The 23,801-nt window shown below is 58.0% G+C and carries 20 protein-coding genes and 1 riboswitch; of the genes, 4 read left to right on the plus strand and 16 right to left on the minus strand.

All coding sequences use genetic code 11. The annotated features are described in order from the left end of the window. Positions 1 to 55: 55 nt before the first annotated feature. A riboswitch (purine riboswitch) is annotated at positions 56 to 155 on the minus strand. A gap of 209 nt (positions 156 to 364) precedes the next feature. After that, positions 365 to 1,402 (plus strand): GGDEF domain-containing protein, encoded by a 1,038-nt coding sequence (locus tag KIH86_RS21550; protein WP_223084433.1) that lies wholly within the window; start codon positions 365 to 367, stop codon positions 1,400 to 1,402. 78 nt (positions 1,403 to 1,480) lie between these two features. Here the strand turns inward: KIH86_RS21550 and KIH86_RS21555 are convergent, their stop codons facing one another. After that, positions 1,481 to 4,606 carry an EAL domain-containing protein gene (locus KIH86_RS21555; protein ID WP_223084434.1) on the minus strand — a complete coding sequence of 1,042 codons (3,126 nt, stop codon included), beginning with the start codon at positions 4,604 to 4,606 and terminating at the stop codon, positions 1,481 to 1,483. Positions 4,607 to 4,898: 292 nt separating this feature from the next. Here KIH86_RS21555 and KIH86_RS21560 point away from each other — a divergent pair, with 292 nt between their 5' ends. Then, complete coding sequence (locus KIH86_RS21560; protein ID WP_223084435.1) at positions 4,899 to 5,045, plus strand: hypothetical protein; 147 nt, start codon at positions 4,899 to 4,901, stop codon at positions 5,043 to 5,045. 204 nt (positions 5,046 to 5,249) lie between these two features. After that, positions 5,250 to 7,493, plus strand: coding sequence for a TPM domain-containing protein (locus KIH86_RS21565; RefSeq protein ID WP_223084436.1), 2,244 nt, complete (start codon positions 5,250 to 5,252; stop codon positions 7,491 to 7,493). Positions 7,494 to 7,752: 259 nt separating this feature from the next. On the opposite strand, the gene KIH86_RS21570 is transcribed toward KIH86_RS21565, so the two are convergent. Then, on the minus strand, positions 7,753 to 8,637 hold the full coding sequence (locus KIH86_RS21570) for a LysR family transcriptional regulator (protein ID WP_223084437.1): 885 nt from the start codon (positions 8,635 to 8,637) through the stop codon (positions 7,753 to 7,755). Positions 8,638 to 8,774: 137 nt separating this feature from the next. On the opposite strand from KIH86_RS21570, the gene KIH86_RS21575 reads away from it, so the two are divergent. Beyond that, entirely contained in the window at positions 8,775 to 9,233 is a 459-nt protein-coding gene (locus tag KIH86_RS21575) for a rhodanese-like domain-containing protein (RefSeq protein ID WP_223084438.1), read from the plus strand. A gap of 173 nt (positions 9,234 to 9,406) precedes the next feature. On the opposite strand, the gene KIH86_RS21580 is transcribed toward KIH86_RS21575, so the two are convergent. The 14 genes from KIH86_RS21580 to KIH86_RS21650 form a co-directional block, all read right to left on the minus strand. Next, entirely contained in the window at positions 9,407 to 10,198 is a 792-nt protein-coding gene (locus KIH86_RS21580) for a formate/nitrite transporter family protein (protein ID WP_223084439.1), read from the minus strand. A 298-nt stretch (positions 10,199 to 10,496) separates the two neighbouring features. Beyond that, positions 10,497 to 11,594, minus strand: a complete 1,098-nt coding sequence (locus KIH86_RS21585) for a toxic anion resistance protein (protein WP_223084440.1) — start codon at positions 11,592 to 11,594, stop codon at positions 10,497 to 10,499. A gap of 11 nt (positions 11,595 to 11,605) precedes the next feature. Next, on the minus strand, positions 11,606 to 12,409 hold the full coding sequence (locus tag KIH86_RS21590) for a hypothetical protein (RefSeq protein ID WP_223084441.1): 804 nt from the start codon (positions 12,407 to 12,409) through the stop codon (positions 11,606 to 11,608). Positions 12,410 to 12,494: 85 nt separating this feature from the next. Next, a complete protein-coding gene (locus KIH86_RS21595; RefSeq protein WP_223084442.1) occupies positions 12,495 to 13,547 on the minus strand; it encodes an ATP-grasp domain-containing protein in 1,053 nt (350 codons plus the stop codon). Beyond that, positions 13,544 to 14,551, minus strand: coding sequence for an HAD family hydrolase (locus KIH86_RS21600; protein ID WP_223084443.1), 1,008 nt, complete (start codon positions 14,549 to 14,551; stop codon positions 13,544 to 13,546). The genes KIH86_RS21595 and KIH86_RS21600 overlap by 4 nt, the downstream gene beginning before the upstream one ends. After that, on the minus strand, positions 14,548 to 15,699 hold the full coding sequence (locus KIH86_RS21605) for a cysteine protease StiP family protein (protein ID WP_223084444.1): 1,152 nt from the start codon (positions 15,697 to 15,699) through the stop codon (positions 14,548 to 14,550). Before KIH86_RS21605 ends, KIH86_RS21600 begins: the two co-directional genes overlap by 4 nt. After that, positions 15,699 to 17,342, minus strand: a complete 1,644-nt coding sequence (locus tag KIH86_RS21610) for a phosphoribosyltransferase family protein (protein ID WP_407672331.1) — start codon at positions 17,340 to 17,342, stop codon at positions 15,699 to 15,701. The genes KIH86_RS21605 and KIH86_RS21610 overlap by 1 nt, the downstream gene beginning before the upstream one ends. Then, complete coding sequence (locus tag KIH86_RS21620; RefSeq protein WP_235775533.1) at positions 17,287 to 18,498, minus strand: HpcH/HpaI aldolase/citrate lyase family protein; 1,212 nt, start codon at positions 18,496 to 18,498, stop codon at positions 17,287 to 17,289. Before KIH86_RS21620 ends, KIH86_RS21610 begins: the two co-directional genes overlap by 56 nt. A gap of 132 nt (positions 18,499 to 18,630) precedes the next feature. After that, entirely contained in the window at positions 18,631 to 19,377 is a 747-nt protein-coding gene (locus KIH86_RS21625; RefSeq protein WP_223084445.1) for a TerC family protein, read from the minus strand. Positions 19,378 to 19,404: 27 nt separating this feature from the next. Next, positions 19,405 to 20,832, minus strand: coding sequence for a TerD family protein (locus KIH86_RS21630; protein ID WP_223084446.1), 1,428 nt, complete (start codon positions 20,830 to 20,832; stop codon positions 19,405 to 19,407). Positions 20,833 to 20,949: 117 nt separating this feature from the next. Beyond that, positions 20,950 to 21,531 (minus strand): TerD family protein, encoded by a 582-nt coding sequence (locus tag KIH86_RS21635; protein WP_223084447.1) that lies wholly within the window; start codon positions 21,529 to 21,531, stop codon positions 20,950 to 20,952. A 128-nt stretch (positions 21,532 to 21,659) separates the two neighbouring features. Further along, positions 21,660 to 22,235 carry a TerD family protein gene (locus KIH86_RS21640; protein WP_223084448.1) on the minus strand — a complete coding sequence of 192 codons (576 nt, stop codon included), beginning with the start codon at positions 22,233 to 22,235 and terminating at the stop codon, positions 21,660 to 21,662. Positions 22,236 to 22,274: 39 nt separating this feature from the next. Beyond that, on the minus strand, positions 22,275 to 22,868 hold the full coding sequence (locus tag KIH86_RS21645; RefSeq protein WP_223084449.1) for a TerD family protein: 594 nt from the start codon (positions 22,866 to 22,868) through the stop codon (positions 22,275 to 22,277). A 198-nt stretch (positions 22,869 to 23,066) separates the two neighbouring features. Next, entirely contained in the window at positions 23,067 to 23,789 is a 723-nt protein-coding gene (locus tag KIH86_RS21650) for an amino acid ABC transporter ATP-binding protein (protein WP_223084568.1), read from the minus strand. Between the last annotated feature and the right edge of the window lie 12 nt (positions 23,790 to 23,801).

The following is a 23,801-nucleotide window of genomic DNA, read 5'->3' on the forward strand; positions in this document are numbered from 1 at the left end:
AATCAATGGATTTGGGAAGCAAGGCAAGCAAAAATCCCGGCCAGGACCCGGGCACGCTAAGAAGGCGCCCATCCGTAGCCGGGAATTTACGGTTCCCTGTAGAGACCCTCAAACCGTATTTCTGAGGATATACGAACAGCAAGATTTTTTGAGCCATTAGCAGTTTACCCGAACTCGGACGAATATGTCAATGAAAAAACTCGTTATTATACGTATTTTAATGAATTAGTTGATTTTTTCTCGTCATAATTCAAGAAAATTTGATCAAAATCCGAACATTCTGAACTTCCCTCGACATGGAAGGAAAAATAGAGATTCCTGTCGAATATATTCGGGTATTGCCACTGGAAATGAGGAAACTTCGATGCCCAACCCTTTGCAACCTCCTCGCCAATTCAATTGGAACCGTGTGCTGCTGAATGCCTTCTGGATTGTGCTGCTTATTCATACATCAAGTCAACTGTTAAACAGCCGCCTCATTCTGCCTGATTTGATTATTGTGGGTATCATTGTTCTGCTTGAAAGCATCTGCAAATGGAAGCCTGAAGCAAGCGAAGTTTCCATCACGGTTGGAAGCTATATCATATCCGTTCTGATTGTCGCGTTTCTGGCCCCGGATGTTCGTGTATGGCCGCTGATTCTGGCCCTCCCGCTGCTGGTCTCCATGATCTACATGAGAACCTCCTACCTGTTCGCTTCTACCGCGGGAGCTCTCCTGTTTCTGGCGATACTCGGGGGAGTCCAAGGCCTGAACGCCTCCCAGCTGCCGGACAGCCTGCTGATCGGCCTGATGTTCGCCGCTCTTGCCCTGACCGGGCTTGGCGTAATCCGGCGCGGCAACGACCTGATCCGTTCCCTTGCGAATTCCGAGAAGACTGAGCAGGATCTGCGGATTCAGAACATCATTATGGACCGCCTGTCCAAAATCGACCCGCTGACCGATTTGTACAATCATAAGACTTTCCATGAGTACTTGGGCTGGTTGATCGATCACCAGCAATCCAATCCTTTTCCCATGCAGCTGGCGATTCTCGATATCGATAATTTCAAGAAAGTGAACGACACCTATGGTCACTGGGTCGGCGACATCGCGCTGAAGCAGGTTGCATCCGAGGTGCTCTTCCACATTGGAACCGATGATTTTGCCGCCCGCTACGGCGGAGAGGAGTTCGCTGTCATTCTGACCGCCAAGACGCTGGAGGAAGCGCGGGACATTATGGACCGGATAAGGACCGGCATCGCCGGCCATTTTCTTTCCGAGATGGAAGGAAAGTCAGTGACGGTGAGCATCGGCATGCATGACTTTCAAGGCGCGGATTCCAAGAGCTATGTCTTCCAAAAGGCCGACGATGCCCTGTATGAAGCGAAGAAGACGGGGAAGAATCGGATTATCGTGCTTTAAACACCAACAAGGGATGCCTCTTCCGGCTTACGGCCGGTCGGGCATCCCTTGTTGGCCTGAGACTGACAGACGGATGGTTTACATCCAGCCGCCGCCATGCTGCCGGATGAACGCCTCCGTATGCTGCCGCGACATCGGGCGGCTGATCAGATAGCCCTGCACCTTATCGCATCCCGAGTCCTTCAGGAAGGCAAGCTGGGCTTTATCCTCCACGCCTTCCGCAACGACCTCAAGTCCGATTTCATGGCCCAGCGACACCATCGTCCGGATGAACGACTGGCTGAAGGGATCGCCCGGAAGCGGGTCGATGAAGGTCTTGTCCATTTTGAGTGTGGAGATTGGAAGCTGCTGCAGATAGCTCAGCGAGGAATAGCCTGTGCCGAAATCGTCCAGCGCAATACGGATGCCCCGCGAGCGCAGTTCGTTCAGCCTGCTGATCGTCCGCTCATAGGATTCGATGAAGACCGACTCCGTGATCTCAAGCTCCAGACATTCAGGCGACATGCCGCTTTCGTCAAGGATTTCGGTTAACATATCGATAAAATTGTCCTGAAGCAGCTGGATCACCGATATATTGACCGAAATCTTATAAGAATGCTGCCCGCCCCGGCACACGGATTTCAAGAAGAAGCAAGCCTCCCGCAGCACCCATCGTCCAATCGGAATAATGAGCCGCGAATCCTCGGCGATTTGAATAAACGTCAGAGGAGACACGAAGCCAAGCTCGGGACTGTTCCAGCGGATCAGCGCTTCGAAGCCGGTAATGGAGCCTGTACCGATCTCCACCTGGGGCTGATAGTACAGCTCAAACTCCGCATTATCGAGCGCGCCGCGCAGATACTTCTCGATCATCATCCGTTCGCTGAATTCGGTATGCATCGACTTGTCGTATACGGCATAAACGCCTTTGCCCGCCTCTTTGGCCCGGTACATGGCAATATCGGCGTTCTTGAGAATCTCTTCCGTGGAGCTGCCGTCTTCCGGATAGAAGGAAATGCCGACGCTCACCGAGACATAGATGCTGCTCTCGCCGATCGAGAACGGCTTCTTGAACTCGCAGATAACCTTCTCTGCCGTTTCCATCACATCATTCCGGCTTGCGATATCCTTGACGAAGATCACGAATTCGTCGCCCCCGAGACGGGAGAGCATACTTCCTTCCCCGGCAAACGTCTCCTGCAGCCTCTCGCTCATCTGCCGGATCAGAATATCGCCGAACTTATGGCCCATCGTGTCATTGATATATTTGAAATTGTCGGTATCCACGAACAGAAGCGCGGCTTTCCCCCCGAGAAACTGGAAATATCTCTCCATCGCATCCAGCAAATACGGACGGTTCGGCAGATGGCTCAGGGGATCGAAATAAGCGAGATGATGCATTTCCTTCTGATTCTCAAGCAAAATGTCGTAATGCTCCATGAGCTCGTGCTGAGTGGCCGTTAGCTGCTCATAAGTCGCCTCAAGCTCCTGGTAGCTGTTGCTCAGCTTGAGTTCAATCTGCTTCCGGTGGGTAATGTCGATCAGCGAGCCGATAAACAGCGGGCGGCCCCCGCCAATATCTCCAATGGACTTGCCTCTGACCTCAAACCAGAGATATCTTCCGTCTTGGGTCCGCATCCGGTACTCTGTCTCATAGACTGATGTGCGGCCTGCAAGATGATCGTTAAGCTCGCGATCCGATTGCTCCCTGTCGTCCGGATGAACGAGCATCAGGAGTGAATCAACCGAGCAGTCAATGTCCTCCTCCGAATACCCCATCGTCTCATACCATCGCTCGGAGACCCAGTACTTCCAGGCGCCAATGTCCACCTCCCAGATAAAAGCCCCCGAAGCCTCAACCGCCAGACGGAACCGCCGTTCGCTGAATCCCAGCTTCTCGTTATGCTTCTGAAGCTCCTTCTGGGCATGGGCCAGCTCCCGATTCGCCGACTCCAGCCTGCAGTAGCTGGAATGCAGCTTCAGCTCATTACGCTTCTGTTCATCGATATCAATGCCGATCAGCACAAAAGTATCCGAGTCGCGGCCGCCAAGCTCCTTGATCAGCGTCGTCCGGCATAGATAGAATTTGCCGTCCGGACTGTTCTCCGGAATTTGCAGCTCCTTGCGATCGACAAAATGATAGGCGACCGCGTGATGCAGCAGCTCCTTGATCTGGCTCGCGCCCGGAATTTCAATTTCCGCCTCGTCCAGCTTTCTCCCCATCAGCTCCGCTTCGCTGACACCGAAAATCTGTTCGCCCAGCTTGTTAAGCCGCAGGACCGTCCGATCCTCCCGGATCGCCAGCACGAACACGCCTGTATGCTCGATAATGCTCTCCGTGAAGCGCTGTTCGGCGCGAAGCCCTCTGCGCAGGCGACCGATGTACATGCGAAGAAGGAGAATGCCTGCGACCATCAGCAGGACGGCGGCGACAAGCCCCAGGATGGCCTGAGAGCGCCTCTGAACCATATACTCCTTGGAATGGCTGAAGAAATACTGCTGGTACAGCTGCTCGAAGGTTCCATCCCGCTGAAGGAGTTGCAGACGCTTATTGATGTAGGGAACCAGCTCCGCCGATTCCTTGCTCACGCCATAGGCCACATCGGCCGGATACAGATTCCTTAGCTTATGTATGATTTTTCCCGATAACCCCTCTTCGACAATAAGGTAGTCGACAACCGATTGATTCTCGAAGAGCAGATCGATATGGCCTTTCGTCAGTGCATCCAGAGCTTCGGCAACCGTCGGATACGATATGTAGCTGCGGATTCCCGCCTTCCTCAAAAGCACGCTTTCCGTGTACTGCCCCTTGCCCACACCAATCTTGTAGCTCCCCATATTCTTAAGCGTGACCTGATCCGTAAATCCCGGTCTGGCATACACGGAAATGAAGGTTTGCATCACCGGCTTGGAATAGATTATATCCCGCTCCCGATCGGCGTTAACCGCCATCAGGCCGCCTGTATCGATTTCCCCGTTCGCCAGTTGATGGTACACGCTCTCCCAGGGCTCGCTGCTGTAATCCACGCGGTACATCTGTTTCTCAAAGATCCGGTTCGTCAGATCGATATCAAACCCGGTCAAGTAATTGTTCTGCACATATTTATAAGGGGGATAGTCCAGCTCCGCCCTGTAAGCCACTTCCTTCTTGGCGGCATAAGCGGCCTCGGGCAGTATGGCAAGCAGCAATACAAGAAACGGCAGGATGAACGCATGACGCTTCATCGCTATTTCTCCTTAGATTTATTTGTCGGTTACCAACAGAAATAGGAAAGTATATGAGTTGGTTCGACAAATATTGGGAGAATTCCTGCTTCTTAAGGAGGAAAATGTAATTTTTTATGAGTCAAACGCCCTACCTTGATTTATCACTAAAATTGTAACAATTTAAAGTGAGAATATTCACTTTTCATATTGCATTTTACTCATAAAATGTGGATAATAACATTATTGATTTACATGATAACGATTCTCATTATCGATTAATTAATTCAAGTTTGAAGGAGACTGAATGCCCATGAACGCTACCGCCCGGACGTCGCTGCAAGTTGATGATTATCTGGATCTGCTGAATCTGGCCGTCAAAGTCGGAGATGTGAAATGGCAGCAGCAGATCAAGTCCCGCCTGCAGTTTTTGCTCTGCACCGACAACTCCAGAAAATAAACATAGACATCCTGCTCTAAAGTCTTGAACAGCCGCTCTCCGGTCAGCCGGAGGGCGGCCTTTTGCATTTTCGGGAACCATGCAGGCAAGTGGCTTTATATGGTTGATTTGAAATCACCCTATGGATTGATGCAGAATGCTCATATAGTATATTTATTAGAGGTAATATAGGCTATACAGTCCCAGCGATTGGAGCGTGTCCTATTGAAGAAATATGTGTTGTTACTGTTGATCGGCCTGTTATGGCTGCCCGGCCTGTGCTCCGCAGCGGCGATTCCGGAGCGCACAGGCATTGTAACCGACCGGGCGGGAATGCTGACCTCCGGCGAAGCAAGCGAGCTCTCCCGGGAAGCGGAGAGCGGAAATTACCATCTGTACGTGCTGACGATCGATTCCTTGAACGGCGAATCCTCTTCCGCATATGCGGCAGATGTCTACGACACTTGGCGCCTGTCGGGCCGTGACATCCTGCTGCTTCTCTCTTCCGGTGACCAGCAGGCGGAGCTCAGCTTCATCAATCCGCAGCTCCAGGACGCCCTGAATTCCTGGTCCTCCCGCAGCGGAGCCGGAACCGGAACGGCGGCGGTCAAGCATGTGATCGATGCCTACTTCATCCCCCAAGCTCAGAGCGGAGATTTCGCGGGCGGCATCCGGTCGCTTGCTGGCGCCCTCAATGACATCGGCGCCGGTAAAGGGGGCGCAGCAACATCCTCCAAAGGAGGCGCCTTCCCGCTGGGAACGATTGCCGCCCTCTTGGTCGGCGTGCTGATACTCGGTGCGGTTGCCTATGTGGCGATCTCCGGCTCCCGGCTGCGCAAGCGGCTGGCGGAGCGGCGCGAGCAGATCGGCGACCTGCTCGTGCGGGCCAACCGGGCGCTGGATTCTCTGAAGCCGTTCCAAGGCATTGTGCAGGGCAAGACTGGCGAAATGGCGGAGGGAATCTCCTCGCGTCTCTCGAACGCGCTTATCGAGCTCTCCACCTTAAATTCGGAGAATCAGGGAGCCCTCCCTGCACTCTGGAAGCTGGGAGCCCTGCGGACGGCAATCGGCGGCCTCCAGGAGAAAGAAGGCTCCTACCGGAGCTTGCTGGAGGGAGAGGAGAAGCAGATCGCGATCATCAGCGAGGCGGACCGCGGCGTCAAAGTGAAGATCAACGAGCTGAAGCAGGATATGCCCGAGCTGAACGAGGACCTTCAGGAGACGCTGAAGGAGACGGGATTCGGGCTTCAGGAGATCGCGGAAGACCTGAAGGAGCTGTCCGAGGATACGGACAAGGCGGACCAGCTGGAGCTGTTCGATCCGGTAGCGGCCCAGGAGCTTGCCGGTGAGGCGCAGGCGAAGCAAGAGCAGATCGAACGGGATATTCAGGACGTTGAGATCTACCGTAACAAGCTGCGCGAATTTCCGGAACGCCTGGCGGCTGCCCGGGCCAGGATTGCGGAAGTAATCCAGGCGAACTCGCTTCAGAACATGAAGGTGAAGCCTTACGACAATCTGGAGACGGCTTCCGCCCGGATGGGGACTCTGGAAGCACCGCTGAGCAGCGGCCGGATGGACGAGGTGCGGAGCATTTCCGGAGCGGTCGATGTGCTGGTCGAGGATGCTGTCGCTATGACTGAGCGGCAGGCACGGCTGCGGGAGAGCAACCGCAGCGATCTTGGCACGGCCCGCAGCGGCTTCGGCGCTCTCCGCCAGCGCCAGAGCGAGCTGGAGAGCCGGATTTCGGAAGCCGGTCGCCGCTTCGACTCGCGGCATATCGCCTCGCCGCAGGCGGCGCTGGACGAATGGAGCCGCCGCATAGCGGAAGCGGAGGGCGAGCTGCCCCGGATCGAAGCGCTGACGAGCGATGAGCGCGGGGAATTCGAGCAGGCCCGCACCGCACTGGACCGCCTGCTGGCGCTCCAGGAGGAAAGCGGCCGCGCGCTCTCCGGCGCGTCCGATGCCGTCGCCGGGCTTGGCGACCGGCTGAACCGCGTAAGCGCGGCGCTCCAGGAAGGCGAGAGCCGGCTGGAGGCGGCCCGGATGCAGCTGCGCAGCAAGGGCCTGTCTCTGGGGGGCGGACTCTCGCTCTCGTCCGTCCCGGGATACCGGGAGCTGCAGAGCGGCCTGGCCGCCGGACCCTACAACCTCGACGAGCTGGAGGCAGCGGCCCGGAGCTATGCCGCTCAGGTCGCCCAGATCGCGGATGAGGCGGCCCGCCTGATCCGCCAGCGCGAAGAAGAGGAGCGCCGGGCCCAGATGGCGATGCTTGAGGAGCAGGCGCGCAGACAGCAGCGTCCGCCGGGAACGCCTCCCTTCGGAGGCGGAGGTTTTGGCGGCGGCGGTGGTTTCGGCGGCGGCGGTGGCCGCAGCGGGGGCGGCAACAGCGGCGGGGGCGGGGGCGGCCGCTCCTCCGGCGGCTCCTCCTGGGGAGGCGGCGGCAAGTCGGGCGGCGGCTCCAAGTGGTAGGAGCGCCGGGCCCACAGGCGGAGACTGTTTCCGGCTCGTGCCAATCCGCCGGCGCCGGGCCATGAAAGTCAAGCCTTCCCGGCAAAGGCAGCGGCCTGACTGGAATTTGTCTCGGCTTGAACGTGTTCGGCATGAACGTTTCCGACTTGAACGTGTCCGACTTGAACGTAACAAGCGCCGCTGGTCTTGAACGACCGGCGGCGCTTGTTGTTGTGCACACTCCGGATGGCTGGGAACCCGCTGGATGCCGCCATGATGCCTATTCCATCGGCAGACCCTGCATCGTCTCGATGAACCGCCGCTGTGAAGGCGACAGCCAGCGGTCCTTGCGGTAAACCAGCTGAATCTGAAAGCCCAGGCCGCCGCCATCAGCAACCGGAACTGCCTTCAGTTCACCCTTTTCCACCTCATCCTTAATCGTATAACCCGGCAGATAAGCAATTCCCCATTCATGCCTGACCGCCTGCTTGATTCCCTCCAGATTCCCAAGCTCCAGCTCGATCCGGGGCGAAATCCCCCGCTCCTTCAGCTCATGCAGCAGATGGTTCCGGTACGTGCAGCTCTCCTCGGTGAGCACCAGCTTCTCCCCGGCCAGCATGGCAAAATCCGCCGATTCCCGCCCCGCGAGATGATGCCCTGGAGGGACGACGACGAAGAACTCCTCCTGGCTCAGAGTCAGCGTGGTCAGGTCATCCAGCATACAGGGCTTGTCGAAGATCAGCCCGAAATCCGCTGTCTTATTCCGGACCGAAGCGATAATGTCCGGCTCGGAGCCGGGGACCACGCGCAGCCGGATACCGGGATAGGCGCTGCGGTAGCGGTGCAGCCGGTGAGGCAGGAAATAGGCGGCCAGCGTCTCGATCGAGCCTACGGTCAGCTCGCCGGAATGCCCTTCCGAGACGGCTTCCTTGGCTTCCTCCGCCAGCGCGAGAATATGGCGGGCATACCCGAGAAGCGTCCGCCCGGCGAAGGTCGGCGCCATCCCCCGGCCGGAGCGCTCCAGCAGCTTCGCGCCGTACAGCTCCTCCAGCTTGGCGATCTGGGCGGTAATGCTGGACTGGGCATAGCCGAGGTTCTCCGCGGCCCGTGTGTAGCTGCCGCTTTCCGCTACCTCGCAGAACGTGCGCAAATACGTAAGTTCCATACCGTTACCCTCTCTATTATCAATTATTTCGATAATTGCTATCTATAACTATAGATAACGGCAATATCTCTTTCAAGCTACAATAACGAAGAGGACAGACGCTCCGTCAAAAAGATGAATCATGAGGAGGCATCATCATGAACGCACGACCCAAAAGCCAGGTATTGGCCGTTCCAGCCGCCGGCCCCGTAGAAGCAGCGGCCCACTTCGCCGCCAAGGAGGCCTTCGAGACCGATGTCGCCGATGTCGCGTATGATCTCCGCGAAGGCATCGCGGGCTTCATTCTGGTCGATGTTCGCGATGCCCGCTCCTTCGGGGAGGCGCATCTGCCCGGCGCGGTATCCATTCCTTCCGGCCGGCTGCGCCCCGGCGATGAAGAATCGCTGCCACGCGGCCAGACGCTGGTGCTGTACTGCTGGGGCCCCGCCTGCAACGGGGCAAGCAAAGCGGCGGCAAGACTTGCCCGCCAGGGATACGCCGTCAAGGAGATGCTTGGCGGCATCGAGTATTGGCGTAAGGAGGGCGGGCCAGTAGAGGGCACGCTCCGCGAAGAAGCGCCCCTCTGCTACCGGATGCCGGCCTGGCCGGAACGTTAACCGGTAACCGGCAGCCGATTTCGATCAAACGGCCCCCTCCCCTTCGTCCCTGCACAGCCGCAACAATGCAAAAGACCCTCGCCTGCCGCTTCTCAAAGCGGCGAGCAAGGGTCTTTTTCACAAGAAATCCAATCATTAAATCGCTTGTCCCAGGGGGCTGAATGGTCCGCCGCTTAGGCATGATCCTCCGTATCCAGGAACGGCTTGTTCACATAATAATACATGACGCCCATCAGCACGCCGCCGCCGATGAGGTTGCCGAAGGTAACCGGTATCAGATTATGAAACACGCCTCCCCAGGAGATCGTGCCCGGATGATTCAGCACAAGCGCGATGGCGAAGGTACACATGTTGGCGATGCTGTGCTCGTAGCCGGAAATGAAGAAGCAGAAGACGAACAGCACCATGGCGAACATTTTAGCCCCATCGGTCTTCATGGACATGGGGACGAAGAAGGCCAGACAGACGAGCCAGTTACAAAGGATAGCCCGCCAGAAGAGCTCAAAAGCGGGGGCTTCCATTTTATGTTCCACAACGCTCAGCAGGAAGCCGTTCACATTCGAAGCATCGAACAAGCCTGTCAGATAAATGAGCAGTGCGAAGGCCCCCGCACCAAGAATATTGCCGACATAGCTCAGCACCCACATTCGCCCGACATCGGTCCACCGCATTTTTCGGCGCAGGGCCGTATAGGTGTAGTAGAACGTGTCGCCGGTGAATAAATCCCCTCCCCCGTAGGAGATCAGGATGATGGCGGCGCCGAAGGTAACGGCGGCCATTGGATAAGTGAGCGGAGACTGCTCCATGAAGAAGAAGTTGCCCGTCTTGAACGCGACGATAACGCCGAATCCGATAAACATACTGGCCAGCATGGCGCGGGCGATATAGCGAAAAATACTGTTTCGGTAGATCTTTTGCTTCTTTAGAGCAAGTTGCTCGACTTTAAGCAGCGCTTCTTGTTCCATAGTTCCTCCGAAGGATGGGATTTTTAACTTATTATTCCCAATAACCCGTAAGAAATCGCTTGAATCATCATCCTACGGAGGTTCGTTACCCGGCCGGTTCGCTCACTCTTCGTCGTTCAGTGAAGCAATCCCGTCCGCCTTCTCGCTGCTGGCCACCACAATCAGCACCAGGATCAGACCGCCCAGGATCATAATGCAAAATCCTCCTCCCCGCATCGCCGCGCGCCTTGTCGCAGTGTATGAACGGGAGAGGAGGATTATGATGGGTGCCCAATTTAGACGCAGAAGTTAGAGCCGGTCAGTTCAAAAAGCTGCCGAGCCCGTTGTCCGCTTCCTGGTTCAGCGCCTGGGGGCGGTTCTGCTCGCCCTGTCCGAGACGGTTGCCGAGCTGTGTATTGATCGCGGTCATTTTAGTCGTGTAATCCTGACAGCTCTCGATAATGCGGCGGTTGGACTGCTCAGACGTATCGAGGGCGGACATCAGATCGCCGATCGCCTGATTGACGGCTTCCATGGACATGGAAGGCTTGGCCAGAAGCTCAGTCGTCTTCTCGGTTGTCGTGCGCAGCAGCCGCGCGTTCTCCTTGAACTGGTCCTCGATCGTCTTGTTGGTCGCCTCGACGGCGGAGATGACATTCTCCTGGTCTGCCAGCGACATGGCAATCATGGCCGAGACGGTAATGAGATTCGAAGTCTTGTCGATCGCATTGTTCACGGAGTCGATCAGCTTGTCGTTGTTGTCGTTGATGATGTCCGTGGCGGCGATCGCCTGATTGTACAGCATGATCATTTCGGTCATCGACTGGATGCGCGTTACGACCTTGCGCAGGCCTCTCTCCAGATAGGTCTTGCGGTACTCGTTCTCCGGCTTGGCGATTTCGGCATCGAACAGATCCTTCAGCCGGTTGCCGAACGCGATTTTGGTCTGGAGATTATAGATCTCATCCATGGAGGTGCGCTTGAGCTGGCGCATGTTGACAATGCTCTCCTCCAGCGTGTCCCTGCCATCCCGGAGGCCGGTGATGATGGCATCGATATTCGTACGGACGGACTGATACTTGTAGACGTAATTCTTGAGCGGGCTTTTGCGGAGCATTTTGCCGAAGAAGCTCACATTCTTGCTCTGCTGCAGATCCTCGCACTCGTTCCGCAGCTTCAAGATCATGTTCGACACTTCAGTCCGCTTCCCGCTCATCAGCTCGTTAACCGGACGGTCCAGCAGCTTCAGCGTCTGTCCCGCCTTCTCCTGCGTCTTGACGCCCAGCTTGCCGATATCGTCCATCAGCGTGTCCAACTGGACGGTGTCGGTCTTCGCGACCCTCTCAATCAACTGCGAGGCTTCCTGAACTACCTTGTCCTCGTCTTCCTTCTTCAGTGGAATCAGCGGTGTGGACATGCTCTTCCCTCCTATAATTCGGCGCTGTTGTAGCGCTGGTGAATCAGCTCCGCTTTGTTCTGCAGCTCCATCAGATCCTTGTGCTCGATTGATGAAGCAATCTCGGTGATTTTGGAATCAATGTCCCGAAGACCATTCAGCAGCGTCCGGCGGTTCCGGGTCTTGGCTTCGCCGCCGAGTCTAAGGAACGGGTTAATCACGCCATTCAGGTCCTTCAGCACGAGGCGGCGGATCGTGTGGTTGATCTCGCCGCTGTTCAGCTCCTGAAGCTGCGGAATGACGCGCTGCAGGCGGGCGAACAGGGCAAGCGACTTCTCGACGATTTCATTGTCGAGCGTGTCCTTTTGGCCCTCGGAGATGATCATATCCTCCAGAATGCCGAGGTACTCGACCACGGGAAGGAATTCGGTGCTGATTCCTCCGCCGCCGCGGCCCGCTGCTCCGCTTCCGGGCTCCCCTGCGGGATGCGCCGCATGGGAGCCGGAGGCGCTCGCCTGGGATGCGTCCGCCTGCCCGCGGGGGCCTGCTGCGCCTGCGCCATCCGGGGCACCGGGACGCCCGCCGGCGCCCGGAAGGCCGCCTCTGCCCCCGGCGCCGCCGGCTCCTGGCCGGGACGGCAGCGAGGCAGTCTCCTGGCCGGCCGGCAGCACTTCTTCCGGCAGATTGCTCTGCCGGCGTCCGCCGCCCATCAGCCCGAACGCCGCCCCGCCAATGGGAAGCAGCAGGGACAGCATTTCCGGCAGAATGGAGCTCGTCAGCACGGCCGCGGCGTAGCCAACGCCTGCATATACCAATACTTTTGCTTGAGATTTCATCGTAGTCACCTCTTAGGCCATCTTTCCCCGGGGATCTATAGCCTGTCTTCTTTGGAAGAAAAGTAACATTTTCCGCGCGCTCCTGTCAATTGAATCGCTCCGGCAGCCGGTGCTCCTGCCGCTGGACAATCACCGGCTGCTCGATATGGGTCGCCAGGATATCGGCTTTCAGCTCCATCGCCGGGACTTCGCCGCCGAGCGCGCTTTTTACCGCCAAATAGGGGAAATTGATGCCGGACAGACAGGAAAGATGCAGCCCGCCTGACATTCTGGGATTGATCTCCAGCAGTTTCGCCGTCTCTTGGTTATACTTCATTTGGATATTAAAGTTGTAGGGAAAGCGGAAGGTTTCCGCCACCCGGGCCGCCAGCTCCAGAAAGCCGGTATGCCGTTCCAGCAGACGCAGGCGTCCGCCCGCCTTCCGGCGCGGAACCGCTGCAAGCAGACGCCCCTCTCCGTCAGACAGGCAGTCAATGCTGTATTCGTCCCCTTCCAGAAGCTCCATCACCATCAGATCGGGGAAGGAGGGCGCCTTCGCCAGAATCGTCTGCACCTCCTCCATGGAGATGCAGGGCTTCACGTAGCCAAACAGCTCCGACAGGTGATCCCGCTGGTTGTCGATGATCCGAAACCCGAGGCCGCCCTCGGAATCATTGGGCTTGAAGCAGACGCGATAGCCCATGTCCCCGAGCTCCCGGCAGGCTTCGCCGAATGCTTCCGCGCTGCGGACAATCCGGTACTCGGGAACCGGCATAATGCCGGTCGCCCGCACGCGCTCGTAGAAGCTGGCCTTGAGCATGACACTCTCCAGCAGCTCCGCATCCCGGCAGACCAGCACCTTGGTTCCGATCTCATCAAACCGCGCGATATGCCGCGAAATCTCAAGCATGTGCAGCCGGGGGATGAACACGTCAATGGCGTGCCTGCGGCAGAATTCCAGGCAGAATTCCATGTAGGCCAGTCCCGTAAGTTCAGGCTCCGTCTCGGCAACATCGGCCCCCTGAAGCGACATATGATTAATATCGGGATGGGTTGCATAAATCGTGAACGGCACGCCGTCCGGATTCTCGCGAATCAGATTCATATAGTGATAGGCGACCGAGAACCAGCGGTTAAAATAGACGCGGACGGGCTTCATGAAGCATCCGCTCCCCTCTCGGCGGCCGGCTGGCGTTCATGGAACTCCCGGACCAGCGACAGAATTTCATCGGCGGCGAACACGCCGGACCGGCTTGTAAACCGGTAGCCGCCGGGGTGGGCACCGCCTGTGCCCCCAGCGCCCGGGGTGCTGACAGCGTCTTTTGCGCTGCCTGTACCTCTTGCGCTACCTATGCCTCTTGCGCTGTCTATGCCTTTTGCGCTGTCTGCGTCTCTTGTGCTGCCCGCGTCTACCGTCCCTCCTGCGCCACTCGCGCCGTCCGCATTAGCCAACTGCGCGGCTTGGGCGTAGATTTCGCCATGCGGCGGCACAATGGCGCAGTCGGCGATGTCGAGCAGACTCCGGTCCAGCAGCGAATCGCCGGAGGCCGCCATCACGCGCCTGCCCAGCCGGCGGCTGATATGCAGCACCGCCTCGCTCTTGCTGACGGCGGCCGGAACGGCATACAGCTTGCGGCCCTGCAGCGACACCCGCCAGCCGAGGCCCCGCAGCCTGTCCGACAGCGTCAGCGCCGTCTCCGCCGGAATGAGGTCGCGGTGCACTACAAAAGTGAAGAAGAATTCGTCGCACCAGCGCTCGCTGGCGATCCATTCCTGCCGCAGCGCTTCCAGGACGATCGTTCTGGCCTCCGCTGCAGAGGCGGACCCGGCCTGCACCTTCGCCTCCATGCCGACCCGCCATTCCTCGTCGACGGCGCCGTTCACCAGGATGGTGCCGCCGTTGCTCGTCACGGCGTATTCCGGGACTACAAGATCCCGGAACAGTTCGATGCGCCGGTACTGGGCCACGGTGCGCGTCGTCACCGGGACGAAGACCACCTCCGGCGGCAGACCGGCCAGCGCCTCCAGCGCGGCTGCGGATATATAGGACAAGATCCGTCCGCCGTCCGATTCCGCCGGGAGAAGTCCCGGCGTGTTCTCCGGCACGCCAAGCGCCGCCGGGGAGTAGATCAGCGTGCGGTCAAGATCGCTGGCATAGATCATGGCGCATCTCCTTTCAGCGGCTTGATCAGGCCGCAGCAGGAATAGGTCAGTCCCGGGAAGACTTCGATCGGGACGCCCCGGTCCTCCGCCAGCAGCCTGATATGGCGGAGATGCGGATTATCCGGCCGGTCGACGAGGATCTTCCAGGGCACGCGGCGCAGCAGCACGCGCGTCGTCTCGCCCACACCGGGCTTGACGAGGTTGATGTCGGCGATGCCGTACCGTTCCCGGATGGCCTCGATATCCGCCAGCCCCTGCCAGGTCACCTCCGGCGGCGATGCCAATATAGCGGCGGCCTTGTTTCGCCCTGCCTCGGCGACGGAGTCGAAATAGGAGGCTACCTTATCGACGAACAGATTCGACACATCCTCCTCCAACCACTCCGCGTAGAATTTGGCTCCATGGAACTCTCCGGGTCCGATCAGATCATCCCGCAGCACGGTCCGGCTCATCAGGCCCGAGACGGTCGAATTCAGACAGGCGCTCGGAATCAGATAATCCTCGCGCGTTCCGAACGTAGCCGAGCAATGCCCGGGATCGGCCAGAACCGCGAGATCGTCATCCAGCGAGATGCCATACCGGGCCTCAAAGCTCCGGCAAGCTTCAATCAGCACTTGCCGGATCGCCCCTTTGCCGGTCCAGCCGTCTATGAATTGAAGCCGGGATTCTAATCCGTGCCGCTGCAGCATATAGAGCAGCGCGTTCTCGTCGATTCCCTTGCCCCGGATAATCGAAATGCTGTAATGGGGCAGATCGGCCCCATAGGCCTGAAGGAGATAACGCTTGATCAGCACGCCGATCGGCGTGCCGGCTCTCGCCAGCGATACCAGGACCGTCTCCGGGCCCTTTCGCGCCCAGATCAGCTCGGCAACAGCAGCGGCAGCTTCCGCTACACGAGCCGCCGATTCATCCAGCGTCGCATGAAACAGGCGGATGTACGGCTCTGTCGGCCGGTATTCCACCGGCAGCATTTCCGAGTAATGCACGCCTGATTGGATGGCGCTCTCACGCTCCGACGTGCCGCGCTCCAAATCGGCTCCGCTGAGATCCTTCAGCAGAAAGGTAACATCCCCCGGGCGATAGCTTCCCAGCGGGACCGGCGGTGCGATGGTTCTCTCCATCCATTCCAGTCTCTCCGTTCCCTTCATCACACATCCTCCTTCCCCGGGCCGCCGTCCAGCATAATGACATGAACCCTGCGCCCGGCCAGCTTGTCCAGCACATCCAGCATGGGCTGGATGCGGGGGAGCGGCACCTCCCGTTCCAGCAGCACGAAGATATCATCGTACTGATCCGGCGCGATGTTGTACAAATAATTGGCGATCCCGGGATCGCCCGCCGATGGATACGCCGCCGCGCTGGCTACCCCGTACCCGGGCTTGTCCACCGGATAAATCGGGCTTCGCGTCGTCGACTGGTACGACACCCCTTCGCCCATGGCGGCCGCGATCCGCATCGGCAAATACATGAATTCCCCCGTGCCCAGAACCAGGGCGCGGGCTCCTTCCCTTAGCGCCTGAAGCCGACTGGCGACGGCGACGGCCGCCAGGTCCAGCTCCTCATTGTCGCTGGACCGGATGCCGAACCGCCCCGAGCCGCGGATATAGGGCGCGGCATTGACCTCGCCGAGTGAATCACGCGAAGAGACGGGAAGTCGGTCCATACCGTCCTGCAGCACGGACAGGTTAACCGGAGCCGGCACTCTATCAGTACTTTCGCCCGCTGCGGCGGGTGCTGCGGATGATGTGGCGGACGGTGCTACCGACGCCTCCAGCAGAGGCGCTCCGCTCACTTCGATGCTTCCCTCCAGCAGGCACAGGGAAGTTATGCGAATTCCCAGCTCCTGCTCAAGGGCAGCGTAAGCTTCCCGGTTCGCCCCGGTGCGCCAGTCCAAAATCGAAGCCACCACATAGTCGCTTCTTGGAAATTTGGACTGCATGTCCCGGATCGTATTGACGACCGTGTTGCCGGTCGTGATTTCGTCGTCGACCAGAACTACCGGCTCGCCGCCGGACAATAGCTCCGGGTCCAGAGCGTAGCACAGATGGTCGACCGCGTGGGAATGCTCTTCCTCGAAGGAGATGGCCGAGACGAGCTCCGGAATATCCTCGCGCGTCGTGTGTATGTAGGACGCGCCGTCATGGAACAGTCGGAACATGCTGTGACCAAGCGCAGTCGCGGTCTCCGCGTAGCCGATGAACAGCACGGGCTCCGGCAGAACGAGCTTCGCGCCGGCCAGCTCAGTGTAAGCCTCCCGCGCGAGCTGCGGCTGCGACAACCCCCGGACCGCCGTCTCCAGCAGCCGGTCCGCTTCCGCCAGCCGCTCCTGCGCCTCGCCAAGTGTGGCGCCGGGGCGGCTGTGGCCGGCTGCCGCTCCCGGTAGTCCGGCAACTGTATCCCCGGTATACCCGGCATCTCCGGCTCCCCCGCCCGCTTGCTCTTGCCCGCAAGCCGAGGCAGCGGCAGCCTCCGCCGCATACAGGCTTCCCTGCATGCGGGCCTCTTCAAGCTCCTTCAAGCGGTCCCACTGCCGGCGGTACAGCAGCAGTCCGAGCGCGGCTCCCGTCAGCAGCGGTGTATAAGGGTCAACGGGAATATGCTTGCCAAGCACCTTGCTGACGAACAGAAAGCTGCGTTTTTTGTTGATACGGGCAGCCATGGAGAAGAGAGCGGATACAGGAAGCGAGAAAGGATTGGCGGTTTCGGTGACCTGCACCGACAGATGATCGACAATCTTAAACGTGTGCATAGGCGTATTCGGGCAGTAATCCGGAAAAATGCTGTTCTTCATGCAACACCCCGTAGATTTGAGATCGTATTAAAATGCGTTTGGCCCAGTTCAGATGCGGCTTGATTTCATTCATTTTATTGAGATACGTGCTCTTGAACACGCCGAGCGATCCGTCCGTGCTCTCCATAATTCCCTGCGCGTCGATGTATTCTTCATGTGTGACCGCATACAGCGCTTGCACCGGCTTCAGATGGGAGGGATGGATGACCGTCTTGCCGACGATCCCGTTCTCCTTGTCGAGCAGTGTCTCCCGGATCAGCCCGTTCAGCGTATTCAGGCGGTTCGGCCGAAGCGCTCCCGCCAGCCCTTGAGGCGGCAGTCCTCCAAGAGGTTGTTCATCCGGCCGAAATCGGAGGCCAGGGCCTCCTCTGGAAGCGAAATACTCCCAGACAGGTCCGGAAATGACATAGCCGTCCTCCGCCCGTCCGAACAGATTGATGATATCGGAGATGCAGTCCCGGATCGGCGCCAGCTCGTAGATGCTGATCCCGGCGCTGCGTCTGAGGCCAAAGGCCCCGGAGAAATCGGTTGCGCCGATTCGCACGTTCAGCACCTGCTCCCGGTAAGCCGACAGCAGCTCCCGGACCGACAGCAGACTGTCCAGCCGGCTCTCCCGGTACAGAATCGCCCTGCTCTCGAGAATCGGCATGCCGTACAGCGGAAGAGTTCCCGTCACGCGGGAACGGTTATATTCAGCGATGGCTTCCAGGTATTCGCCGCCATCCTCGGCCGTGAATTTCGGGAAGACGAAGCCGGTCAGCAGCAGAATCAGCGAATCCAGCCGCTGAATCAGCCTGCGAAGCTGCCGGGGATTGCGCACCCGAATGAACAGCAGCGGGAGATCGGCCGCGGGGTCTTCCTCCCTCTCGACAAGCTCGGCTAGACGAGTCAGATGAAGAATAGCCTGCTCTTCCGCCTCCTCCGCTTCAAGGTCGCCGACCGCGTCCTCCAGATCAAGAATGGCAGTGATCAGGCCTTCGTTCTTCTTCAATTCCCAGATATCCTCGGCGGCCTGGGGCCGGGTAGCGGGCATATAGAGGGCGGCGCCGACAGCATGTGCCAGCAGATCCTTACCGGTGCTGCGATTGAAATGCATAGGCCGGGAATAGAACAGTGAATCCTCCAAATCCGGCGTCAAGTAATCAAAATACCTCATCTCACAGCCCTCCCGGTTTGGAAAATTGCCTTAAAACCGGCTTCGCCGTCCTTACGGGGACGGCTGCCGTTGTACATACATAATTGAGTGCATATTTCGGAATCTGGCGGCAGGAACCACTGCTTGTGCCGTTTAGCGGTGAACTTCTTTCTTCTCTTCTCTTTTGCGGCGGCCCACGCTGTACAAGATGGTGCCGACAAATACCGAGATGATGATGGCGAAGAAGATGACATGCGACATTTCGTAGCCGAAGGCGCCGGCCAGCATTTTGCCTGCGATAATGGCGATCAGCAGGAAGGCTGTCTGCTCCAGCTCGGGGAATTTCTCGATCAGCTTCAGGAAGACCTGAGCGACGCCCCGCATCATGAGTACGCCCAGTATGCCGCCCATGAACAGCACCCAGACCTCGCTGCTCACGCCGAAGGCTGCGATTACACTGTCGATACTGAAGGCGATGTCCATCAGCTCGACGAGCAGGACCGTTTTCCAGAAGGAAGACCCTTTGTTCTCTACCGCTTCGTCACCGCCGCCCTTGAAGATCCCCTTATAAGCGATGTAAAAGAGGTACAGTGCGCCGAGCACTTTGACCAAGGTGAAATTAATAAGATACGTACCGAGTCCGATTGCCAAAAACCGGAACAGATAGGCGCCCAAAATGCCGTAGAACAGCGCTTTACGCTGCTGCTCCTTGGGCAGATGCTTAACCATAACGGCCAGCACCAGCGCGTTGTCCGCCGACAGCAGACCTTCGAGCAGGACCAGGCTGGCGATGATGCCCCAGCTTACCGGGTCCGAAAGCGTTGCGACCACATCATGCCAGGAGAAGAAATGGCCGTAATTCTCGCTTATGCTCCTAAAAAAATCAGAAAACCAATCCATGTTAGCCTGCCTCCGGTTTCTTTATCTTTATTTTTTGCCTGAGACCCAACGCATCCCCCAGCGGTGCGCTTCGTCCATTTCACGGTGTCCGCGGTAATACTGCACAAGCCTTTCAATGCTGAACGTCTCATTGTTGACATTGGAAATGAGCGCGATGGCGCACATTCCCTTGCGATTGTCATGCTCGTCCAGACTGACCACGATGTCCGGGCCGCCGTTCTGACGAAGGGTGACAACCCCGTCCGCTTCCGACCAATTGGTCGCGCCCTCGTAAATGAAGGCGAACACCAATATCCGCCTGATTTCGGCAATTCTCGCGCCGTTGATGCGCAGATTCTCGCCTCCCGCAACCGCCCCGGTCCGGTCATCGCCGTCAAGCGCCACATAGGGCGCCCCCTGCAGGGAACCGAAGGAGCGGCCGAGCGCCTGAACGACGCCCTTGCGTCCGTCGCTCAGCTCATACAGACAGGCCAGATCGAGGTCCACGCCCTTCGACCGGCCCAACAAGCCGCCGCTTCGGCGCATATTCCAGTTCAAGTTTACCAGAATCTCTCCCAGTCCGGCAGACTTGTTCAGGTTAATCCGATCGCCCTTCTTCTTGAGCTCGATCTTTTGCAGATTGAGGCCTGATGTGGGCGGGCCTCCGGCTGCGCCATCAGGGCGCTCCTGCTGCCGGGGACTCTCCGCCGCCGGCCGCAATGCTTCCTCTCCTGCGGGCTCTCCGGGAGATCGCCGTGCTCCTGGAGGAGGCGGGAACTTCATCGGTTCCCGCCGCTCTGCCTGCCCGGCTGGAGGCGCAGGACGCGGCTCTGCAACCGGCGGTGCGGGCCGTAAATCCCGAGCCGGTGGCGCAGACCGCATTTCCGGGATCGGTGGCGCAGACCGTACGTCCGAAGCCGGCGGCGCCGGGCTATCTTCGGCGTTGACGCCGAAATGACGGCACAGCTCCTTCAGCCCGCCGTTGAAGCCTGAAGCGATGGCGCCGAACTTCCATTCCTCGCCCAATCTATATAACTCTCCCGCCACTATGGCCGTTTCCGAGGAGAAGGTATGTTCAAGATCACAGCGGACCGCCTCGGCGCCTGTCCCAAGTTCCAGAATGCGGAGATAAATGCCCCGCACCTCTCCGAACTGCGGCCGCCGGCCATCTCTGTCATACAGGGTAAGCGTGAACGCGATCCTGGACACTTCGCCGGGGACCCGGTCCAGCTTCACCTCAAAGGTACGAACCGAGCCCGCCTCATCGGCATACCGGATAAAGGGCGTAGTTCGGTTGTTATAGAAGATCAGGTCTTCATCGCTCGACACCTTTCCACTGCTTCCCAGCAGGAAGGCGGAGGCGTCAATTTCCTGCCCTGCGGCATGCTGCCAACCGAGCTCCACACGCAGATTCCGGAGTGCCGGATTTCCCTTTGTGACATCGACTTTCTGTCCTTTCACCACTTGAATGCCCATGGAATAAACCCCACCTTTGCACAGCCCGCAATCCATCAGGAAATGCCGGGCCTGGTTAAAACCTACAGCAATATCCGTTTGAAAAGGGCGGGATCGCTTCCGATCCCGCCCGGCCGCTTAGTTTGCGTCCAGCCCGTAGTTTTTGCACAGCGCGGCAAGTCCGCCGCTGAACCCGCTTCCGATAGCCTGGAACTTCCAATCCGCGCCATTACGGTAAAACTCGCAGAATACAACTGCCGTCTCCGTGGAGAAGTCCTCGCCCAGATCGTACCGGAGAATCTCCCGGCTTGTCACGGCGTCGACGACGCGAACGAAGGCGTTGGAGACCTGTCCGAAATTTTGCACCCGGGACTCGTAATCGTAGATCGTGACCGTAATGCCGATACGGTGGATATGGGCCGGTACCTTGCTGAAATCGACAACGATCTGCTCGTCGTCCCCGTCGCCTTCGCCTGTACGGTTGTCGCCCGTATGCACTACGGAGCCTCCTCCGCCGGTCTGGTTGTTGTAGAAGACGAAATCATCCGCGCTCTTGGCCTTGCCGTCTTCGTAGAGCAGGAAGGCGGAAGCATCGAGGTCAAAATCATGCCCGCCGCTGTATTTGTTCGTATCCCAGCCGAGACCGACCACAACCTGGGTTAGACCGGGGTTGGTCTTCGTCAAGTCGATTCGCTGTCCCTTGGAGAGACTGATCGTCATAACTAACACCCTTTCAATGAGTTTTATATCAGCTGAAACTCAGCTTCTACCGTTCGCGGTTCGCACCCGGCAATGCCTGATGTCGCTATTGTCAAGGCAACCCGCATCTCAACAATCCGGCTGACCGTTTACTGCAGACCGTAATCCCGGGTCAGTCCGGCAAGTCCGTCCTTATAGCCGCTGCCGATGGCGCTGAACTTCCACTCACCGGCATTCCGGTACAGCTCGCCCACCACAACGCCCGTTTCGATGGAGAAATCCTCGCCCAGATCGAAGCGGATCAACTCTTCGTTGTTAACATCGTTTACAATCCGCACATAAGAGCGGGAGACCTGTCCGAAGTTCTGGTTGCGGTGCTCCGCTTCATAGATGGTGATGGTAAAAGCAATCTTCTCGACATCGGCAGGCACGCTGGCCAGATCGATCTGAATCTGCTCATCGTCGCCTTCGCCTTCGCCGGTGCGGTTGTCGCCTGTATGCACCACAGAGCCGTTCTCATTCTGCTTGTTGTTGAAGAAAATAAAGTTGCTTTCTTTGTTCACTTTGCCATTGGCATCGGCCAGAAATACGGATACATCAAGGTCGAAGTCCTTGCCTCCATCGTACTTGTTCGTGTCCCAGCCGAGGCCAACCGTAATTTTGGAAAGACCCGGATTCGTTTTGGTTAAATCGATCTTCTGTCCTTTGGATAAGTTGATTGCCATTTGTACATACCTCTCTTCTCTGGAAATATGGGATTGGACTTACACGTATCGCTCGGCCAGCTGATTGATATGGGCCGCATGGCTTCCTTCGCCGATGGCGGCGAATTTCCACTCCGACCCGTTGCGGTACAATTCCCCGCAGATCAGGGCCGTGAAGCCTGAATAGTTGTCCGTCAGATTGTATTTGACCAGCTCCGCACCGCCTGAAGCGTTCGCTACCCGGATATAGGCTGACCGGACCATGCCGAAATCCTGCTTGCGGTTGACCGCATCATAAATATTCACAACAACCAGAATGCTGCTGACATCCGCCGGAACCGCGCTGAGGTTAACCCGGATTTGCTCGTCATCCCCGTCCCCTTCGCCCGTCAGGTTGTCGCCTGAATGAACAACGGAATTGCAGGCGCTCTGCTTGTTATGGAAGCAGACCAGGTTGGATTTCTTGGTTAACTTCCCGTCTGCACTCAGCAGCAGGGCCGAAGCGTCGCAGTCGATGTTCGCCTGCTTCTTGAAACCGAACAGCCCCTTGGTTTCGGCAGGGTCCCACCCTAATCCTACAACAACATTCGACAGACCGGCATTGCCCTTGGTCAGATCGATTTTTTGACCTTTTACAAGATTGATTCCCGCCAAGCGTTAGCCCTCCATTCAAAGCATCTTTGGGTATCGCCGGATAGCCGGCGTGAAAAACGTATACAAGGTCATACGCGGACAACCCGCATATGTTTCAATTTCTGACAGAAAAAGATATAGCCCGCCGCTGTGACGCCGAAAGGCGGCGGTTCCCCGGCCCGCCGCCTTCCACCTGCATATCTGGGATTCGCTCCTGTTTTACAGCACCTTTGACAAGAATTCCTGCGTCCGCATATGCTGCGGATTGCCGAACAGCTCCGCAGGCGTTCCCTGCTCGACGACTACGCCCTGCTCCATGAACAGAACGCGGTCGCCGACCTCCCGTGCGAAGCCCATTTCATGGGTGACGACCACCATCGTCATTCCTTCGCCTGCCAGGTCCTTCATGACCGCAAGCACCTCGCCGACCATTTCAGGATCGAGCGCAGAGGTCGGTTCGTCAAAGAGCATGATCTTCGGCTCCATCGCCAGCGCCCGGGCGATCGCCACCCGTTGGGACTGCCCGCCGGAGAGCGAAGATGGATAAGCTTCCGCCTTGTCGGCAAGACCTACCTTGTGCAGCAGCTCCATAGCCTTTTGCCGGGCGCGTTCCTCAGTCCATTTCCGCACCTGAACGGGAGCCATCATAATATTCTCGATGACCTTCTTGTGCGGGAACAGGTTGAACTGCTGAAAAACCATCCCCACCTCGGTCCGGACCTCGTTGATTTTGGTCTTCTTGTCCATCAGATTGATGCCTTCAATGAGGATATCGCCTCCCTGCGGCTGCTCCAGCAGATTCAGACAGCGCAGGAAGGTGGATTTGCCCGAGCCCGAAGGCCCGATCACGACAACAACCTCGCTCGTCTTGATATCGACGCTGATATCGCTCAGCACCACATGGCTTCCGTACGCCTTATGAAGATTTTTGACGGAAATAATCGGTTCCATAAC

Origin of the sequence: Paenibacillus sinensis, from assembly GCF_019904155.1 — a bacterium.
Lineage (GTDB): Bacteria > Bacillota > Bacilli > Paenibacillales > Paenibacillaceae > Paenibacillus_AQ > Paenibacillus_AQ sinensis.

Bases quoted from the DNA above. Each gene is read 5' to 3' on its own strand.
- KIH86_RS21550 (WP_223084433.1), top strand. From the start codon at position 365: ATGCCCAACCCTTTGCAACCTCCTCGCCAATTCAATTGGAACCGTGTG.
- KIH86_RS21555 (WP_223084434.1), bottom strand. From the start codon at position 4,606: ATGAAGCGTCATGCGTTCATCCTGCCGTTTCTTGTATTGCTGCTTGCC.
- KIH86_RS21560 (WP_223084435.1), top strand. From the start codon at position 4,899: ATGAACGCTACCGCCCGGACGTCGCTGCAAGTTGATGATTATCTGGAT.
- KIH86_RS21570 (WP_223084437.1), bottom strand. From the start codon at position 8,637: ATGGAACTTACGTATTTGCGCACGTTCTGCGAGGTAGCGGAAAGCGGC.
- KIH86_RS21575 (WP_223084438.1), top strand. From the start codon at position 8,775: ATGAACGCACGACCCAAAAGCCAGGTATTGGCCGTTCCAGCCGCCGGC.
- KIH86_RS21580 (WP_223084439.1), bottom strand. From the start codon at position 10,198: ATGGAACAAGAAGCGCTGCTTAAAGTCGAGCAACTTGCTCTAAAGAAG.
- KIH86_RS21585 (WP_223084440.1), bottom strand. From the start codon at position 11,594: ATGTCCACACCGCTGATTCCACTGAAGAAGGAAGACGAGGACAAGGTA.
- KIH86_RS21590 (WP_223084441.1), bottom strand. From the start codon at position 12,409: ATGAAATCTCAAGCAAAAGTATTGGTATATGCAGGCGTTGGCTACGCC.
- KIH86_RS21595 (WP_223084442.1), bottom strand. From the start codon at position 13,547: ATGAAGCCCGTCCGCGTCTATTTTAACCGCTGGTTCTCGGTCGCCTAT.
- KIH86_RS21600 (WP_223084443.1), bottom strand. From the start codon at position 14,551: ATGATCTATGCCAGCGATCTTGACCGCACGCTGATCTACTCCCCGGCG.
- KIH86_RS21605 (WP_223084444.1), bottom strand. From the start codon at position 15,699: ATGAAGGGAACGGAGAGACTGGAATGGATGGAGAGAACCATCGCACCG.
- KIH86_RS21610 (WP_407672331.1), bottom strand. From the start codon at position 17,342: ATGAAGAACAGCATTTTTCCGGATTACTGCCCGAATACGCCTATGCAC.
- KIH86_RS21620 (WP_235775533.1), bottom strand. From the start codon at position 18,498: ATGAGGTATTTTGATTACTTGACGCCGGATTTGGAGGATTCACTGTTC.
- KIH86_RS21625 (WP_223084445.1), bottom strand. From the start codon at position 19,377: ATGGATTGGTTTTCTGATTTTTTTAGGAGCATAAGCGAGAATTACGGC.
- KIH86_RS21630 (WP_223084446.1), bottom strand. From the start codon at position 20,832: ATGGGCATTCAAGTGGTGAAAGGACAGAAAGTCGATGTCACAAAGGGA.
- KIH86_RS21635 (WP_223084447.1), bottom strand. From the start codon at position 21,531: ATGACGATCAGTCTCTCCAAGGGACAGCGAATCGACTTGACGAAGACC.
- KIH86_RS21640 (WP_223084448.1), bottom strand. From the start codon at position 22,235: ATGGCAATCAACTTATCCAAAGGACAGAAGATCGATTTAACCAAAACG.